The sequence below is a fragment of the Sinorhizobium terangae genome, assembly GCF_009601505.1.
Taxonomy (GTDB): Bacteria; Pseudomonadota; Alphaproteobacteria; order Rhizobiales; family Rhizobiaceae; genus Sinorhizobium; species Sinorhizobium terangae.
In genome coordinates this window covers 1-17,774 of sequence record NZ_WITC01000028.1, presented here as the reverse complement: position 1 = coordinate 17,774, position 17,774 = coordinate 1, and the positions used below count along the sequence as shown (strand labels likewise).

The following is a 17,774-nucleotide window of genomic DNA, read 5'->3' as shown; positions in this document are numbered from 1 at the left end:
CCGGCGGACATTGCTATCACGGCTCGCCTTGCGCCAGCGCTTCCTCGGTGGCGTCCTCGATCTTCTTCACCATGGGCATGTCGACCGCAGCGGCGATGATGGAATCGAGAAGACCTGGAAAGCGGCTGTCAAGGTCGTCGCGCCGAAGCGTCACCAGCCGGCTCGTGCCGGAGACTTCCATGCGGGTGATGCCCGCCTCGCGCAGCTTGGCCAGGTGGTAGCTGATATTGGTCTTGGAGCCGAAATCGGTGAAGCTCAGGCACATGGTCGGCCGCCCCTCGCGGCGCGCGAGATAGCCCACGATCGCCAGGCGCGTCGGGTCACCGAGCGCGCCGAGCACGTTGGAAAGGGTGATCTGTTCGGCGGTGGGATGGGGTAATGTCATGGTTCGAAGATAGCTGCGCCAGCACGGCAGTTCAACGCGGCGGGCTGTCGCTCACAAAGGATCGATAGAAAGGCATATTGACACGGCGACCGGTCATGTTCAATAGTTCAACATCTTTTGAACAAAGGATCCCCAATGGACAAGCGCCTCATCTGGCTCGCTGTCGGCTCTTTCACGATGAGCACGGTCGGCTTCGTTTTTTCGAGCCTCCTGCCATCGATTGCAGCCGACACCCACACGACGATCCCTCATGCGGGGCACCTCATCACTGTGTTCTCGCTTTCCTACGCCGTCGGCGCGCCGCTGCTTTCGGCGCTGGCCGGGACGGCTGACCGTCGGCGGCTGCTTGTGGCTGCGATGCTTGCCTTCGTGGTCGGCAACGGGATCGCTGCGACGAGCGTCTCGTTCACCACGCTGCTGCTCGCCCAGATCGTGATGGGAATGGCGAGCGGACTGTTTGCTGCCACAGCCCAGGCGACGGCGGTTTCGCTGGCCGGCTCGGAGCACCGCGCGCTCGCAATCTCGATCGTGGTGGGCGGCACCACATTCGCAGTGGCGCTGGGCGCGCCCCTCGGCGCGCTGATCGCGGCGTTCTGGGGCTGGCGTGGTACATTCGAGGCGGTCGCCCTGCTCGGGCTCGCTTGCGCCACCGTGCTGTGGCTGCGCCTGCCGCGGGGTCTCAGCGGAATGAAGCTGACGCTTGCCGAGCGCTTCAGCGCCATCGGTCTCCCCGGCGTAGCCTCGTCGCTGACGGTGACCTATCTCTATCTCGCGGGCGGATTCATGATCATCTCCTACCTCGCGCCGCTGGCGATCGACGGGGCCGGACTTTCGAAAATGGCGCTGCCGGGCCTGTTGCTTGCTTTCGGCGTGGGCGCGGTGATCGGCAATCTTTCCAGCGGCTATTTGGCCGACCGGGTCGGCGCGACGCGCATGGTGGTGCTTTCGCTGATGTCGGCACTGGTGGTGTCGCTGGCGATTGCCTTTGGGCTGCACCTCCTGCCACGCGGCCTCGCCGGCCTGCTGCTGGTCGGCATCATGGTGCCCTGGGGCATCATCGGCTGGGCGTTTCCGCCGGCACAGGCCAGTCGCATCGTCGCCTTCGCGCCGGAGGTGGCACATCTGACGCTGTCGCTCAACGCCTCGGCGATCTATCTCGGCATCGCCAGCGGCACCGCGCTCGGCGGGCGGGTGCTGGAAAACACGGCCGCAGCCAATCTCGGCTTCTTCGCGGCACTGTTTCCGGTGGCCGCCCTCGCCACGCTCTACGCGGGCCTGCGCTCCTACCGGCGGCGCTTCGCGGCGAGCCTGGCGGAATAGGTCCCTTACTGCATGATTCCTTAAATCGGAATCGATTTAAGGATAAAATCATGCAGCAAATCAAAGTGCTACAGCGACCTTTGCGCGTCCGATTGGACGTGCGGCGCTGTAGTGAAGCCGGCGCGTAGCACGAGAGCCGGTCCGCGCCGGCCGACTCATCACAGGCGGCGACGCCCGGTGGGACCACTGAGGCTGGTCCAATTTCGCCAATCGCAAACCCAGCCGATTAACCGTTCCAAATACGCTCCGGCCGAGTTCTTCGACGCCCTCCGCCTCCAAGGGATGCAAACAGGCTTACGGCATGCGCGATCTGGATCCGGAAGGCGTGCCGGCTGATCGCGACAGTGCTGCACCGTCGAGCGACCTGTCCTCCCTACACTGTGGACGTGTTCCGGATAGACGGTGCGGACAATGAGGCGATCGCCAAGGTCGCCGCGCCCTGAACGGCACAACTCCACCTAGCGACAGCAGCACACTGCGCCGCTGACAACAATGCCCGACTGAAGCCTCGGATCTCCGGCGCCTGCAGCCCGGCCCTTCCATGTCGCAAGATCACCCTATGTTCTCTCGTATCACGCCGACCCGGACGCCTCTTGCCATAACGCGGTGAATTTTCGCTTGTCATTGGCAATAATATGTCTATACATTATCGCAGAAGAAGGGCGGTAATCCATGGACGAAAACAGCAACCCAAGCTCAGGCAATACAAGCCTCTGGCGCAATGCGCGCATTGCAACGCTTCGCGAGGATATGGGGCCGCTCGGCGTCATCGAGAGAGGTGCCATCGCCACCCGCGGCGACCGGATCGTCTACGTCGGCACAGAACAAGACCTGCCCCTGGACATTGCCCGAGCCGACCAGGTAATCGATTGTGAACGCCGCTGGATCACGCCGGCCCTCATCGATTGCCACACCCATATCGTCCACGGCGGCAACCGCGCACGTGAATTCCAGCTGCGGCTCGAAGGTGCCACCTACGAGGAAATCGCGCGCGCCGGCGGTGGCATCGCCTCGACGGTGAAGGCGACCAATGCCCTCTCGGTCGAGGAACTGGTGGAAGCAGCACTTCCGAGGCTCGACACGCTGCTTGGCGAGGGGGTCGCGACGGTCGAGGTGAAGTCGGGCTATGGCCTGAACATCGAGGCCGAACTGAAGATGCTGCGGGCCGCGCGCCGCCTGCAAGAATTGCGCCCCGTGCGCATCGTCACGAGCTATCTCGCCGCGCATGCGACGCCTCCCGAATATAAAGGGCGCAACGGCGACTATATCGCCGATGTCGTGCTGCCGGGTCTCAAGAGCGCCCATGCCGAGGGCCTCGTCGACGCCGTTGACGGCTTCTGCGAAGGCATCGCCTTCTCACCCGACGAGATCGCCCGAGTCTTCGACGCCGCGAAGGCGCTAGGCCTGCCGGTCAAGCTCCACGCCGAGCAGCTTTCGGATCTCGGCGGCGCCAAGCTCGCGGCTTCATACGGCGCGCTTTCGGCCGACCATCTTGAATATCTCGATGCGGAAGACGCTGCGGCCATGGCAAAGGCCGGAACCGTCGCCGTGCTTTTGCCCGGTGCATTCTATACGCTTCGGGAAAGGCAACTGCCGCCGGTTCAAGCCCTGCGTGATGCAGGCGCGCGCATCGCCATTGCGACGGACTGCAATCCGGGCACTTCGCCGCTGACTTCGGTGCTTCTGACCATGAACATGTCGGCGACGCTCTTCCGGCTGACTGTCGACGAATGCCTCGCGGGTGTCACGCGCGAAGCCGCACGCGCGCTCGCAATTCTCGACAAGACCGGCACGATCGAGGTCGGCAAATCCGCGGACCTTGCGATCTGGAACATCGATGAGCCTGCCGAACTTATCTATCGGATAGGCTTCAATCCGCTGCATCAGCGCATCTTTGGAGGCGAAAGAATCGGCCAATGACCATCGTACTTAAGCCAGGCTCCGTTCCGCTCAAGGATCTGGAGACGATCTACTGGACCCGGGAACCGGCCCGCCTCGATCCCGCCTTCGACGCCGCCATTGCCAAGGGCGCTGCCCGCATCGCCGAAATCGCGGCCGGCAATGCGCCGGTTTACGGCATCAACACCGGCTTCGGTAAGCTTGCCTCGATCAAGATCGACAGCGCCGACGTCACGACGCTGCAGCGCAACCTCATCCTGTCGCATTGCTGCGGCGTCGGGGCGCCGCTGCCGGAAAACATCGTCCGGCTGATCATGGCGCTGAAGCTGGTCTCGCTCGGCCGCGGCGCTTCGGGCGTCCGGCTCGAGCTCGTCCGCCTGATCGAGGCGATGCAGGAACGGAGCGTAATCCCGCTGATCCCGGAAAAGGGGTCGGTCGGCGCCTCCGGCGACCTTGCGCCGCTTGCGCACATGGCGGCCGTGATGATGGGCCACGGAGAAGCGTTCTTCGATGGTGAGCGCATGCCGGGCGCAGCCGCGCTTGAAAAGGCCGGTCTTACGCCCGTGAGGCTCGCCGCCAAGGAAGGCCTCGCCCTGATCAATGGCACGCAGGCGTCCACCGCTCTGGCGCTCGCCGGTCTCTTCCGTGCCCATCGCGCCGCGCAGGCGGCGCTCATTACCGGTGCGCTTTCGACCGATGCCGCAATGGGGTCGTCCGCGCCCTTCCATCCCGATATCCATACGCTGCGCGGCCATCGGGGCCAGATCGACACGGCCGCCGCCCTTCGCCAGTTGCTCGAAGGATCCGTGATCCGGCAGAGCCACATCGAGGGCGACGAACGGGTGCAGGATCCCTACTGCATCCGCTGCCAGCCACAGGTCGACGGCGCCTGCCTCGACCTCTTGCGCTCTGTCGCCGCATCGCTCACGATCGAGGCCAACGCCGTCACCGACAATCCGCTGGTGCTTTCGGACAACTCTGTCGTCTCGGGCGGCAATTTCCACGCCGAACCGGTGGCCTTCGCCGCCGACCAGATCGCGCTTGCGGTTTGCGAAATCGGCGCGATCGCGCAGCGCCGCATCGCGCTTCTCGTCGATCCGGCGCTGAGCTACGGCCTGCCGGCGTTCCTGGCCAAAAAGCCCGGGCTCAATTCGGGCCTGATGATCGCGGAGGTCACCTCCGCCGCGCTGATGTCGGAAAACAAGCAACTCGCGCATCCGGCTTCGGTCGACTCGACGCCGACATCCGCCAACCAGGAAGACCACGTGTCGATGGCCTGCCACGGTGCGCGCCGCCTGCTGCAGATGACCGACAACCTGTTCTCTATCATCGGCATCGAGGCCCTGACGGCCGTCCAGGGGGTCGAGTTCCGGGCGCCGCTGACGACGAGCGCGGAACTGTCGAAGGCAGTGGCTGCCGTACGCAGCGTGTCGCTGACGATCGAAGAGGACCGCTACATGGCCGACGATCTCAAGGCGGCCGGCGAACTGGTCGCATCTGGCGCGCTCAACGCCGCCGTCTCCGCTGGCATTCTTCCGAAGCTGGATCTCTGACATGGCCGTTTTCGAAGTCCATCGGGGCACCTCCCCCGTCATCCTTGGCTTTCCCCACACGGGCACCGACGTGCCCGCGCCGATCTGGGAACGGCTCAACGACAACGGCCGCATCCTCGCCGACACGGACTGGCACATCCACGAGCTCTACGAAGGGCTTCTGCCGGGAGCCACGACCGTGCGCGCGACCTTCCACCGATACGTCATCGACGCCAACCGCGACCCGGAAGGCGTGAGCCTCTATCCCGGTCAGAACACCACCGGTCTCGTGCCGGAAACCGACTTCGACGGTGTGTCTATCTGGAAGGATGGTGAGGCACCGACGGGGGCTGATATTGCGACGCGCCTTCGCGATTTCCATGCTCCCTATCACGCGGCGCTCGCCGCCGAGATCGAGCGCGTCAAGGCGATCCATGGCGTGGCGGTTCTCTACGACTGCCACTCAATCCGCTCGCATATTCCGTTCCTCTTCGAAGGCAAGCTTCCCGACTTCAATATCGGCACGGACATGGGTAAGACCTGTGCCGCCGAAATAGAGAAGGCAACGGCAAAAATCGCCGCTTCGGCAGAGGGTTACACCAGCATCCTGAACGGGCGCTTCAAGGGCGGCTGGACCACCCGCCACTATGGCCGACCCGAAACGGGTGTCCACGCGATCCAGATGGAGCTTGCCCAGTCCACGCATTTGGCAACGGAAGCGCCGCCCTTCGCGCTGGATCCCGCCAAGGCCGAACGCCTTCGCACCCATCTCAAGGCCATCCTGAAACGCATCGAAACAATGGCATTCGCCCTCAAACTGACAGGGAGTGAGGCATGAACGTGAATAACCCGCGCCACAATATCCGCGAGGTGCGCAGCCCGCGTGGCACCGAGCTCAGCGCCAAGAGCTGGCTGACCGAGGCACCAATGCGCATGCTGATGAACAATCTCGACCCGGATGTTGCCGAGAACCCGCACGAACTCGTCGTCTATGGCGGCATCGGTCGCGCCGCCCGTACGTGGGCGGATTTCGACCGGATCGTCGCGACGCTCAAGGATCTCAACGAGGACGAAACGCTGCTCGTCCAGTCCGGCAAGCCGGTTGGCGTCTTCCGCACCCACAAGGACGCACCGCGCGTGCTGATCGCCAACTCCAACCTCGTGCCGCACTGGGCGACCTGGGACCATTTCAACGAGCTGGATAAGAAGGGTCTCGCCATGTACGGCCAGATGACCGCCGGCTCGTGGATCTATATCGGCTCGCAGGGCATCGTCCAGGGAACCTACGAGACCTTCGTCGAGGCCGGCCGCCAGCACTACGGCGGCAACCTCAAGGGCAAGTGGGTGCTGACCGGCGGCCTCGGCGGCATGGGCGGCGCACAGCCGCTCGCCGCGGTCATGGCCGGCGCCTGCTGCCTTGCCGTCGAATGCAATCCGGACTCGATCGATTTCCGCCTGCGCACCCGCTACCTCGACGCCAAGGCCGAGACGCTGGACGAGGCGATGGAGATGATCGATCGCTGGACCAGGGCGGGCGAAGCAAAATCCGTCGGCCTGCTCGGCAACACCGCGGAAATCCTCCCCGAAATGGTTCGCCGCGGCATTCGGCCCGACATGGTCACCGACCAGACCTCCGCCCACGATCCGGTCAACGGCTATCTGCCGAAGGGCTGGACGATGGGCCAGTGGAAGGACAAGCGCGTCAGCGACCCGAAGGCCGTGGAAAGGGCCGCACGCGCATCGATGCGCGAGCACGTCGAGGCGATGATCGCTTTCCAGAACATGGGCGTCCCCACCTTCGACTACGGCAACAACATCCGCCAGATGGCCAAGGACGAGGGTCTTGAAAACGCCTTTGCCTTTCCGGGCTTCGTGCCGGCCTATATCCGCCCGCTCTTCTGCCGCGGCATTGGCCCGTTCCGCTGGGCAGCACTGTCGGGCGACCCGGAGGACATCCGCAAGACCGACGCGAAGGTGAAGGAATTGCTGCCGGACAACAAGCACCTGCACAACTGGCTGGACATGGCCAAGGAGCGCATTGCCTACCAGGGCTTGCCGGCGCGCATCTGCTGGGTCGGTCTCGGAGACCGTCACCGCCTCGGCCTTGCCTTCAACGAAATGGTTCGCAAAGGCGAACTCAGCGCTCCAATCGTCATCGGTCGCGACCACCTCGATTCCGGCTCCGTCGCTTCGCCGAACCGCGAGACGGAAGCGATGAAGGATGGTTCCGATGCCGTTTCCGACTGGCCGCTCCTCAATGCACTCTTGAACACGGCGTCCGGCGCGACCTGGGTCTCGCTCCACCACGGTGGCGGCGTCGGCATGGGCTTCTCGCAGCATTCGGGCGTCGTCATCTGCTGCGACGGCAGCGAGGACGCCGACCGGCGGATCGAACGTGTACTGTGGAACGATCCGGCGACCGGCGTCATGCGCCATGCCGACGCCGGCTACGACATCGCGCTCGACTGCGCCAAGGAAAAGGGCCTGCGCCTGCCCGGCATTCTCGGGAACTGACGAAGAACGCGGGAGGTCGCCGCGGCCTCCCGCTCGCCTTTACAGGCGACGGTTACGGCATGGAAACTGCCCGGCGACGGGCTCCGTCTAGGAAAAGCAGCAAGGCACAGCCTACAATCCCCGCAGCCGCACCAAGCAGCGCTGTTCCGGAATAATCGCTGATGCGCGTACCGAGCGCGAAAAGCGCCGCGCTGAGTGCACCGCCCAAAAAGATGTTCACTGCGATCAACGAGCTCCCAAGCCCCGGCCGGTCGGCAATCAGGTCTTGCAGATAGGTGATCGGGATGCTGATCAGCGCTGCCGCACCGAAGCCGCTGATGAGTGTCAGCGCATAAATGTGCCAGGGGCGGGACGAAAAGCCGAGCAGCGCCATATAGACCACGTAGATAGCCGTTCCGAGCGCAAGCGCGTCGATATGGCTAAGGCGATACTGGATCCGTCCCCAGACCAGAATGAAGACCACCTCCAGCAGCGCCACGACACCGACGACGATGCCGATATCCGTGGCCGAACCTCCCGCAGCACCGGTGACGATCAACGGCAACACGGCCGCATTGACATGCAGCGTCGAGCAGATGAGCGCCACAGCGACAAGCCGGGCAAGAACACGCGGCGAGAGAATCTCCGCCAAGGATGCGAGATAGGAAAGCCGCTTGCTCAGGATCGGATCGACCCCGCTGCGAGCGGGCAGCAGGAAAAAGATCAGCAACAGATTACCAATACAGCCGAGACTCGCCAGCAGGTAGGCAGGCAGCATGCTGCCGCGCGCCGACAGCACGAAGCCGACCAACCCCGGAACAAGAACCCACGAGAGCGATATAGCCGCCCTCACGCCGGAATTGACCGCTGCCGCATCCTTGCCAACCATGCCGTTCGCCGCGGTGCGGACATTGGCGAACAGGAGCGAGTTGAGTGCGCCGTGGACGGGCAGCAGCAACAACATGGCAATGACGAAGCTCGTTTTTGTCGGCAGCGCGTAGACCAGGCCGTAGCCGACAGCGCCAGAGAGGATGACCGCCAACATCAGCGTCCGGTAATTGCCGACGCGGTCGGCAACGATGCCGACGGTGACGCTGACGGTGACATTGACTAGCGCCGCAATGAAGATCAGCGCGGAATAGAACCCGTCGCTCAAGCCAAGCTCGGCAATCCCGACCACCGACTGATAGGGCGAGGTCGCAGCGCCCGAGAAGCCGAAGAGAAAGATGGCAAGCACACTCGCCCGGATAACCGGGTCGCGCATGGCGAAGAGAAGCGAGGAAGACATGGGTGGATCCGCGAAGTGCGAAGTCTTATGAGGAGACCGCCCCAAGATGGGGCGGTCGTTGCAGGAAGGCTTGGGTTTGTCTCAGGTCCAGCGAGCCGAGAAGCGCGCCTTTGGCTCGAAATCGAAATCGCGGTCGAACGGGAACACCGGCCGCTGGCGGCGTTCGCTCGCGAGATTTTTGATGTCCTGATTGACGACACCGTCGGTGAGCGCCATCAGATTGGGATTGGCAATCGGCGCAAGCTCCGGCGAAAGATAACCGGATTTGACGACGAGCAGGTCTACGGTGCTCGGATCGAGGCCAAGGCGACGGAAGTCCTCTATGTTGTGGTAGGGACGCCGGCGCGCTGACAGCACCACCTGGATCCCGCCGATTTTCACGACCGCCTGGCGCTCGGCAATCGGACCCGGATCGTCCAACCGCACGACAGTGGCCGTCACGTCCGCCACAGGGCTCGACGGGTCGAGGCTGCCGCCGAGCCTCAAAGCCAGCGTCGCGCCTTCGCCGGCCTCGAAACAGGCTACGACGGCCGGCCAGTCGGCAATGCCGGCGACCAGCGCGTCCTGCCAGCCTCGTGCAAGAAGCGCCTTCAGCACGTCCGCCCGGTCGCCGACGCCGCCTCCGGTGGGATTGTCCCCGGAATCGGCGAGGATGACGGGCCTCGTCACTGCCTCCTCGGCGATGTCGAGCATCGCTTCGAGCGGACCGGTGACCGGACCGAAACGGAAATTCTCCCGTTCGTTCCAATAGCTTGCAGCGATTTCTTCCGTTGCCTTCGAGGCGGCCGCCTTGTCCGATCCCGTCACCACCGCGCAAGCGGTCGCCCGCGGCTCGTCCGCCCAGACATAGCCGACCATCAGGTTGGCGTCGAGAATACCGGGACGCTGATCGAAGTCCGGCAGCCGCCGGTAAAGGCTGCTCGCAGGTTCATCCTCCGTCGACGTGCATTCTCCGGGCAGCAGCAGCGGCACGGGCGCCCAGGCGACGCCTGGCCGCGTCCCCGTGCGCAGGGCCTCCACCAGCATTGACCAGGCCCGGACCATTGTCTCGCGCGTATCGATGTGCGGCGCGGTGCGGTAGCCGGCAAAGATGTCGATCTCATCGATGATCTTCTGGCTGACATTGCCGTGGAGATCATAGCTGGTTGCGATCGGGCAATCCGGCCCGACAACGGCGCGCGCGGCGGAAATCCAGTCACCTTCGGCGTCGTCCATACCGTCGACCTTGATCGCCCCGTGCATCGCGAGATAGAGCCCGTCGAGCGGCAAAGCAGCACCCAGCCGCTCGAGGAATTCCGTCTTGAAGGCGTCGTAAGCCGCGCGCGAAACGGGACCGCCGGGCACGGCCCGTGCATGAAGGAGCGGGACATGCTCAAAGCCGTCAGCCTCGAGAAAGCTGAAATAGTCCGCTTTCAGGAGCTCCGCTCCCCTCAGCACCCGGAAGTCCTCGCCCGTCATCAAAACCGGCGAATAGGTGCTGCACTCCGTATGGATTCCACCGACGGCGATCCGCATGGCTTCAGACTCACAAAATCGGGCTCAGAGGGGCGATCGCAGCGAAACGCAGCCAGTCCTTTTGCGCCTTTGGCGTCCAGGCCGCCTCAGCGATGGCGGGGAGACGCGGGAAGACGAGACGATTGAAATAACCGCGCGAGAGGAAATGCTCCGACCAGATGCAGGCCTGCACGCCCTTCATGCGATGCTTCAGCTCTTCCGGAAATTCGCCTTCCGCTTCATAGGCATAGGTGTGCGCAGGCGTTGCCGTTCCGGCCCAGCTTGCGCCCGGCTCCTGGAAGGCTTCGGCCTGCGCCATGTCGAGGTAGTAGGCCTGCCCCGGCGTCATCACGACATCGTAGCCTTCGCGCGCCAGCTCGATCCCGACCTTCGGGTTCTCCCAGGCCATCAACAGCGTGCCCTCGGTGCCGACGCCGCCGCCATGGGCGACCTCGTTCCAGCCAACGAGCTTGCGGCCGCGCGCCGTCAGCATCTGCTTCACTTTTTTGAGGAAGTAGGACTGCAGCGCAAAGGTCCCGGATATGCCCTCCTGTTCCATGAGCTTGCGCGCCAATGGCGAGGCCAGCCACGAACCATTGGCCACCTCGTCGCCGCCGACATGAATGTATTGGCTGGGGAAGAGCTCGACCATTTCGTCGAAGACCTTTTCGAGGAATTCGTATGTCAGCGGAATGGCCGGGTTCAGCGCATTGTTGGGGTAACCCTGGACCGAATGATAGCTTTCGGGAGCCTCCTGCCCATCGGCGAGCTCCGGCAGGGCGACGAGCGCGGCCGTACTATGGCCCGGAATGTCGATCTCCGGAACGACCTCGATACTGAGCGCGCCGGCATGGGCGACGATCGCCCTCACCTCGTCCTGGCTGTAGAAGCCGCCCACCGGTTCGGCGCCGTTGCCAAGCTGCGGCAGCATCGGCTCGTCCGGCCCGCGAAGCACACCGAGCGTCGTCAGCGTGGGATAGGCCTTGATCTCCAGCCGCCAGGCTTCGTCATCGGTCAGATGCCAGTGGAAGATGTTGAGCTTGAACCAGGCGAGAATATCGATGAGCCGCATGACATCGGCGGTCGGATAGAACTGACGGGAAACGTCGAGATGGCAGCCGCGCCAGCCATAACGGGGCTGGTCCGAAATCGTGCCCGAGACGGGAAAGCGGAACTTGCCCCCCTCCCTGCGCGCCCCGTCAAGGAGCTGCGCGAGCGTCGTCAACCCGTACTGCCGGCCGGCAGCGGCGCCATATTCGAGCCGGATCTCGCGCTCGGAAAAGGCCAGCGCATAGGCCTCAGGACCAAGTTCGGGCTTCTCCGCGAAGACGATCGGGCGACCCTGTGGGGACGAAGCGAGCGTGAACGGAGCGTGGCCGCCCGGGAAGAGACGATGAAAGAGCGCGAGCACCGTATCGGCCGCGCTGATCTCGTCCTTGCTGCTCCCGGATTCCGGATAAAGAACGACCGGGAATCCATCACCCGGGACCACGTCGATCTTCGCCGGCCAGGGCTGCAAGGCGTAGGGCAGGTCGATCTTGCCTTGCGGCAAGCGCTGCGGTGGAGGCTCGCTCGTAGCCCCTTCCAGCAGCAGATCGGAAACCGCTACTGGCACATGCCGCTCGTCTGAGAGCGTCAGATAGGCGGACTTTGCGCCGTCCGTGCAGTGTTTTGCCTGCCGGTGCAGCCCGCTGACCGTAAAGGTCCAGCTCTCGCCCGCGCCAAGGATAAATCCCTTTGGCGGTGCGAATTCGTGGAAATTGGCATTGCGGCGCAGAAAGACGGCGTTCTCGCAGGCGGCCCCATCGATGATGCGGGTCAGCGATGTGTAGACGAGGCGAAAATCGCGGAGTGGAGAATCAGAGAGATTGACGAGGGTGAAGGTGAAGCGTCCGAACGGGCCGCCATCCGGTTGCCAGGCAGATTCGAGGCGATAACAAACCGGCTGCATGAGCGTCCTCCCGATATGGCTTGTCAGTAATGGATGGATTGCGAAAAGGTGCGTGCGAGTTCCGCCTGGCCTGCGGTAAGCCCGCAATCGACCGGCAGGCAAACGCCGGATATGGCGCTGGCCTGAGGGCCTGCCAGGAACTGGACGGCATTGGCGACGTCTTCCGGATTGACGATGCGCTGCAGCGGATACCAGCGCTTCGCCTCCTCGAAGACCTGCGGGTTGGCGGCCGCGCGCGCTTCCCAGGCCTGGGTGCGCACGGTGCCGGGCGCCACCGCATTGGCGCGGATGCCGAATTTACCGTATTCCACCGCGATCAGCCGGGTCAGGTGAAGCAGGCCGGCCTTGGCGGCGCTATAGGCCGGATGCCCGAAAACATTCATGCCGTTGACGGATGCGATGTTGACGACCGATCCCCGGCTTTCCTTCAGCATGTCCTCAACGGCCCGGAAACAAAGGAATGCCGCTTCGAGATTGAGTGCATTGTCCATGCGCCAGATTTCCGGCGTCGTATCATGCAGGCTGACGGCGCGTGCCGCACCTGCATTGTTGACGAGCGTGCGCACCGCTCCGAGCGACCCGGCCGCCGCCGCCATCGACGCGACGCTCGCGGCATCCGTGACATCGCAGGTAATGGCTGCGAAGCGCTCTTGCGTGCCGAGGTCGCGTGCGACCTTTTCCGCCGCATCGCCGTCGATGTCCGCAAGCACGACCACCTCATGATCATCGGCCAGGCGACCGGCGATTGCGCGACCGATATCACCGGCCGCTCCGGTGACGATCGCTACGGATTTCTTCATGCGGCACTCCTGTGGCACATCAGTCTCCGAGAAGCTGGCGATCGTCGCCATCCCTGTGCACCACCAGTTGCTGCTTGATGCGCCTCAGCGTCGCCGTCGCCTGCGGCTGGACACGGTAGGCGACGAGGCTGGCGATGATATCAAGCAAGGCCACATAGGCGATGCGCGTGGATGTCGGACGATAGATGTTGTTGCCTTCCGGCAGATCGACCGGAACGGTGATGTCGGCGGCAAGCGCGACGGGGCTGCCGCTCTGGGTCAGCGCGATCGTCGGAACTCTGGCTTCGCGAGCGAGCGTGAAGGCACGCACGAGTTCCGCGTTGCGCCCCGACAGGGAAGAACCTATCAGCACGTCCTTCGGCTTGGCCGCGGCCGCCATCATCAGTTGCATGCTGTGATCGGAGCTCGAAGTAATGCGCAGTCCGAGCCGGAAGAGGCGGTTCTGCAATTCGCTGGCAATCATCGAGGAATTGCCGCCCGAACCGAAGGCGTAAATCATTTCCGCTTTGGCCAGCCGCTCCGCAGTCTCTTCGATCGCGGCGAGATCAAGCGAGCGGTGCAGCAGGAAGAGTGCATTCTGCGCCTTGGTAATGATGTCCTGCGCGACGTCGGCCGGTTCCTGGCTCTTCGGCTCGGGCTTCAGGTAGCGCATGCCTATATAGGCGGTGCGGGCGAGTTGCACCTTGAAGTCGGAAAAACTTTCGCAGCCGAGACGCCGGCAAAAACGGGTCACCGTCGGCGGCGACACATCGGCCTTGCCCGCAAGCTCGATGATCGAGGCGTTCACGGCAAATTCGAAATCATTGAGCAGGATATCGGCAATGCGGTTCTCCGACTGGGATAGCCGCCCCTTTTCCTCCTGCAGTGTCGCGAAAATATCCATCGAACGCCCACCCCCCTTACAATCAGGCGTCCTTCGGCTTGTAGGCGACGCAGTCGATTTCAACCTTGCAGTCGACCATCATCGAAGACTGGACGCAGGCGCGCGCAGGAGGATGAGCGCCGAAATATTCCTGATAGATCTTATTGAAGCTCCAGAAATCACGCGGGTCATCCAGCCACACGCCGATCCTCACCACGTGTTCGACACCGTAACCGGCCTCTTTCAAAATGGCCAGGAGATTGCCGATCGCCTTGTGTGTCTGCGCGACGATATTGCCGTCGATGATCTCACCGTTTTCCATGGCGACCTGACCGGAAACGTGCAGCCAGCCGTCTGCCTCGACGGCCCGCGCAAACGGCAGCGACTTGCCACCCGCTCCGGCCTGCTCCGCGCCATAACGTTTGATGGACATAGTGACCTTCGTGCAAATTATTTTCTTTATCCGTTGACAAGTCACCACAGAATACGGAATTTGACCAGAGAAAATCCTGGTTTATGAAAAGAATTTCAATCCAAGGCGAAGTGATGCGGGATCCCTTCCAGAATCCGTTCCCCACCTCCGATGTTGCCCGACATGCGATCTGGGACATGTTGGTGACGCGAGATATAGACGCTTTCCTTGCTGCAGACTGGTCGTTGGTCGCGCAGGATTTCGTCGAGGACGGCTTCATCGGGATCGACGGAAGGCGGGACGAAAACCCCGACAATTGGCGTCTCTCCTTTCCCTCGCTAGCAGCCTATCGCGACGAATGGCTGCGCCAGGCGAAGGACTTCGCCAGCCAATCCTTCGCCGAGGACCCGCGCGCGGCGATCTTCGCGACAACCACTTTGGAATACATAGAGATCAACGGCGAGCTGGCGCTGGCGCGCAAGAAGTTCGACGGCGGCCTGAAGAAGTCCGATGGCAGCTTTGATGTCATGAAGTGGCAGACGGTCTATTATTGCCGGCTGCATCAAGGCCGCTGGAAGATCTGCGGCTTTACCGGCTACCTGCCCAACCCGATGGGATCGAACTAGGCGAAAAAAGGCGACAGCATTGCGAATTTTTACGGCGGCCTTGGCGACCGAAACCAACACCTTCTCGCCGATCTGCATCGACAAGCGAGCCTTCGAGGCTTCGCTCTATGCGCCGCCAGGCAGCCATCCGGAGACACCGACGCTTTGCACCGCACCGATCACCGTCGGCCGGCAGGTCACGGCCGAAAAGGGCTGGGAACTGATCGAGGGGACCGCTGCCTGGGCGGACCCCGCCGGTCTCGTGAACCGCCACACCTATGAAAGCCTGCGCGACGAGATCCTCGATCAGTTGCGGGCCGCCCTTCCCGTCAATGCTGTCGTTCTCGGTTTGCATGGCGCCATGGTCGCCGACGGCTACGAGGACACTGAAGGTGATCTGCTGACGCGCATTCGCGAACTCATCGGGCCCGAAGTGCTCCTCTGCGCTGAACTCGACCCGCACAGCCATCTGACCGGGAAACGGATCGCGGCGGCCGATTTCTTTGTTTTCTTCAAGGAGTTTCCGCATACGGATTTCGTCGATCGCGCCAAGGATCTGTGGCGGATCGCCGTCGATACGCTCGAAGGCCGCGTCAAGCCGGTCATGTCGGTCTTCGACTGCCGGATGATCGACGTGTTTCCGACGTCGCGCGAACCCATGCGCAGCTTCGTCGACAAGCTCATGGAGATCGAGAGAGACGACACCGACGTGCTCTCGCTCTCGGTCGTGCATGGCTTCATGGCTGGCGACGTGCCGGAAATGGGCACGAAGATGATAGCAGTGACCGATGGCAACCGGGAGAAAGGCCAGGCGCTTGCCCGCGACCTTGGGCTTGAACTCTTCGCCAAACGCGGCACGTTCCGGATGCCGGAACTCGACGAACGCCAAGCGGTCGCCGAGGCGATCGCTGCGACCGCCGGTCCGGTGGTGATCGCGGACATGTGGGACAATCCCGGCGGCGGTACGGCGGGTGATGCGACCGTGGTGCTCGAAGAACTGCTCGCCAATGGCGTCACCGATGCTGCCGTCGGCACCATCTGGGACCCTATGGCCGTGCAGATCTGCATGGCCGCAGGCGAAGGCGCCGAGATCCCGTTGCGTTTCGGCGCGAAATCCGCGCCAGGTACCGGCAATCCGATCGACGGAACGGTCACGGTCATAAGTCTGGTGCGAAACGCCGAAATGCGGTTCGGAGAAAGCTTCGCGCCCTTTGGCGACGCCGCGCACATCTGGCATCGCGGCATCGACATCATCCTGAATTCCACCCGCGCACAGAGCTTCGACCCGAGCCTGTTCTCCGTGATGGGAATTGACCCGCGGTCGAAGAAGATCCTGGTCGTCAAATCGACGAACCATTTCTTCGCGTCCTTCTCGAAGATTGCGTCGAAGATCCTCTATTGCTCGGCCGGAACGCCCTACCCCAACAATCCGGCGAAGACGCCCTACAGGCGCGTGCGGCGCGACATCTGGCCGATGGTCACCGACCCGTTTGCGGCGGAAAGAGGTGCCGCCTGAGCATCGCCGGAGTGTTTTTCGGCGTCAGTTCGATATCACGAAGCCCGATTTCGCCTTGCGGCACCACAGTGTGCGCAGGTTCGGGTATCTTCCGCACCTCGGTCCTCTGGCCACTTCGATCCGGGCTATATTTGTATTCAAGCTCTGAAATCCGACCCGGCCGTAGAGCCGGGTTTTCCTTTCAGGGCGCAGCGTCATTTGCAACCAAGCCTGCGTCAGGGACGGGTGCGGGATCCATTCCGGCGGGCGTTCCGCACCGTCACCGCCACTTGGGCGCCCGCTTGGCATTATGCAGCAGTTCCCGGGATGTGGCGAACGCGCCAAAGAGGAGGGTTAGCCGCCGTTCTTCTTCATCGCATAGGCGATGCCGTCGGCAAAACTCGTGGACAGACCAAACCTTGGTGGCGGTGTGGTTCGAAAGCTTCTCGGCTTCTACTCGTTCCGTCATCTTGCTCCTCCCAAAGCGTTGAACACCAGGGTATGCTACTAAAGTCTAATGAAGCAAGCGATAAACTATGACATACGGCATTTGCCTGGCACCCCTCCGCTGGCGATGGGGCGATCATGCGGGGCCGGCTCCCCTCGGCGGATGAGCTCGCCGCTTCTTGTTCCGACATCCTTTGGCGGCGCCCGTTGCCGTGTCTTTGCCCGTGTCGCCGCAGTGCTCTCTGCCCGCATCCGACGCCTTTCTCAGCCACCATTTTCGCCTGCTGATTACCCCATCCGCTCCGACGCATAGCTCCCCGGGCTCGGCGGGAAGACGACGACGCGGTTGCCGTTGATGAAGCAGCGGTGGTGGATGTGGGCGTGGACGGCGCGGGCCAGCACCTGGCTTTCGACGTCGCGGCCGATCGAGACATAGTCCTCGGACGACTGCGCGTGGGTGATGCGGGCAATGTCCTGCTCAATGATCGGACCCTCGTCGAGATCGGCGGTGACATAATGCGCCGTCGCGCCAATCAGCTTGACGCCGCGCTCATAGGCCTGCTTGTAGGGGTTGGCGCCCTTGAAGCTCGGCAGGAACGAGTGGTGGATGTTGATGATCCGCCCCGACATCTTCTTGCAGAGCGCATCGGACAAGACCTGCATGTAGCGGGCGAGCACGATCAGTTCCGCCCCGGTCTGCTCGACGAGTTCCAGCAGCTGGGCTTCGGCCTTCGGCTTGTTCTCCTTCGTCACCTTGATGCAGTGGAAGGGGATGTCGTGGTTGACGACCA

Annotated in this window: 16 protein-coding genes; 7 read left to right on the top strand and 9 right to left on the bottom strand. The window is 63.1% G+C overall.

Annotated features, from left to right (window positions below; translation table 11 throughout):
- Positions 1 to 16: 16 nt before the first annotated feature.
- Positions 17 to 385 (bottom strand): ArsR/SmtB family transcription factor, encoded by a 369-nt coding sequence (locus GHK62_RS05965; RefSeq protein WP_153437406.1) that lies wholly within the window; start codon positions 383 to 385, stop codon positions 17 to 19.
- Positions 386 to 520: 135 nt separating this feature from the next.
- On the opposite strand from GHK62_RS05965, the gene GHK62_RS05960 reads away from it, so the two are divergent.
- From GHK62_RS05960 to hutU, 5 genes are all read left to right on the top strand, one after another.
- Complete coding sequence (locus GHK62_RS05960; RefSeq protein WP_153437405.1) at positions 521 to 1,705, top strand: MFS transporter; 1,185 nt, start codon at positions 521 to 523, stop codon at positions 1,703 to 1,705.
- Positions 1,706 to 2,377: 672 nt separating this feature from the next.
- Positions 2,378 to 3,625, top strand: coding sequence for an imidazolonepropionase (gene hutI / locus GHK62_RS05955; RefSeq protein ID WP_153437404.1), 1,248 nt, complete (start codon positions 2,378 to 2,380; stop codon positions 3,623 to 3,625).
- Positions 3,622 to 5,157, top strand: coding sequence for a histidine ammonia-lyase (gene hutH, locus GHK62_RS05950; RefSeq protein WP_153437403.1), 1,536 nt, complete (start codon positions 3,622 to 3,624; stop codon positions 5,155 to 5,157). Before hutI ends, hutH begins: the two co-directional genes overlap by 4 nt.
- A gap of 1 nt (position 5,158) precedes the next feature.
- Positions 5,159 to 5,974, top strand: coding sequence for an N-formylglutamate deformylase (gene hutG, locus GHK62_RS05945; protein ID WP_153437402.1), 816 nt, complete (start codon positions 5,159 to 5,161; stop codon positions 5,972 to 5,974).
- 2 nt (positions 5,975 to 5,976) lie between these two features.
- Positions 5,977 to 7,650 (top strand): urocanate hydratase, encoded by a 1,674-nt coding sequence (hutU, locus tag GHK62_RS05940; protein WP_184108720.1) that lies wholly within the window; start codon positions 5,977 to 5,979, stop codon positions 7,648 to 7,650.
- Between the two features lie 52 nt (positions 7,651 to 7,702).
- Here the strand turns inward: hutU and GHK62_RS05935 are convergent, their stop codons facing one another.
- The 6 genes from GHK62_RS05935 to GHK62_RS05910 all read right to left on the bottom strand — a co-directional run bounded on the left by GHK62_RS05935 (position 7,703) and on the right by GHK62_RS05910 (position 14,457).
- Positions 7,703 to 8,917: an MFS transporter gene (locus GHK62_RS05935; protein WP_153437400.1), complete on the bottom strand. Its 1,215-nt coding sequence runs from the start codon at positions 8,915 to 8,917 to the stop codon at positions 7,703 to 7,705.
- Positions 8,918 to 8,998: 81 nt separating this feature from the next.
- Positions 8,999 to 10,432 carry a M81 family metallopeptidase gene (locus tag GHK62_RS05930; protein ID WP_153437399.1) on the bottom strand — a complete coding sequence of 478 codons (1,434 nt, stop codon included), beginning with the start codon at positions 10,430 to 10,432 and terminating at the stop codon, positions 8,999 to 9,001.
- A 10-nt stretch (positions 10,433 to 10,442) separates the two neighbouring features.
- On the bottom strand, positions 10,443 to 12,362 hold the full coding sequence (locus tag GHK62_RS05925; RefSeq protein WP_153437398.1) for a beta-N-acetylhexosaminidase: 1,920 nt from the start codon (positions 12,360 to 12,362) through the stop codon (positions 10,443 to 10,445).
- 23 nt (positions 12,363 to 12,385) lie between these two features.
- Entirely contained in the window at positions 12,386 to 13,162 is a 777-nt protein-coding gene (locus GHK62_RS05920; protein WP_153437397.1) for an SDR family oxidoreductase, read from the bottom strand.
- Positions 13,163 to 13,181: 19 nt separating this feature from the next.
- Positions 13,182 to 14,045, bottom strand: coding sequence for a MurR/RpiR family transcriptional regulator (locus GHK62_RS05915; protein WP_153437396.1), 864 nt, complete (start codon positions 14,043 to 14,045; stop codon positions 13,182 to 13,184).
- Positions 14,046 to 14,067: 22 nt separating this feature from the next.
- A complete protein-coding gene (locus tag GHK62_RS05910; RefSeq protein ID WP_153437395.1) occupies positions 14,068 to 14,457 on the bottom strand; it encodes a RidA family protein in 390 nt (129 codons plus the stop codon).
- Positions 14,458 to 14,570: 113 nt separating this feature from the next.
- Between GHK62_RS05910 and GHK62_RS05905 the strand changes: the two genes are divergently transcribed.
- Positions 14,571 to 15,062: a hypothetical protein gene (locus tag GHK62_RS05905; RefSeq protein ID WP_153437464.1), complete on the top strand. Its 492-nt coding sequence runs from the start codon at positions 14,571 to 14,573 to the stop codon at positions 15,060 to 15,062.
- A 19-nt stretch (positions 15,063 to 15,081) separates the two neighbouring features.
- Positions 15,082 to 16,557, top strand: a complete 1,476-nt coding sequence (locus GHK62_RS05900) for a M81 family metallopeptidase (protein ID WP_153437394.1) — start codon at positions 15,082 to 15,084, stop codon at positions 16,555 to 16,557.
- Between the two features lie 259 nt (positions 16,558 to 16,816).
- On the opposite strand, the gene GHK62_RS34095 is transcribed toward GHK62_RS05900, so the two are convergent.
- The gene (locus tag GHK62_RS34095; RefSeq protein ID WP_167528163.1) at positions 16,817 to 17,005 is read right to left on the bottom strand and encodes a hypothetical protein; all 189 of its coding nucleotides are present in this window, start codon (positions 17,003 to 17,005) and stop codon (positions 16,817 to 16,819) included.
- Positions 17,006 to 17,271: 266 nt separating this feature from the next.
- A partial coding sequence (locus tag GHK62_RS05895; protein WP_153437393.1) for a formyltetrahydrofolate deformylase occupies positions 17,272 to 17,774 on the bottom strand: 503 nt, incomplete at its 5' end.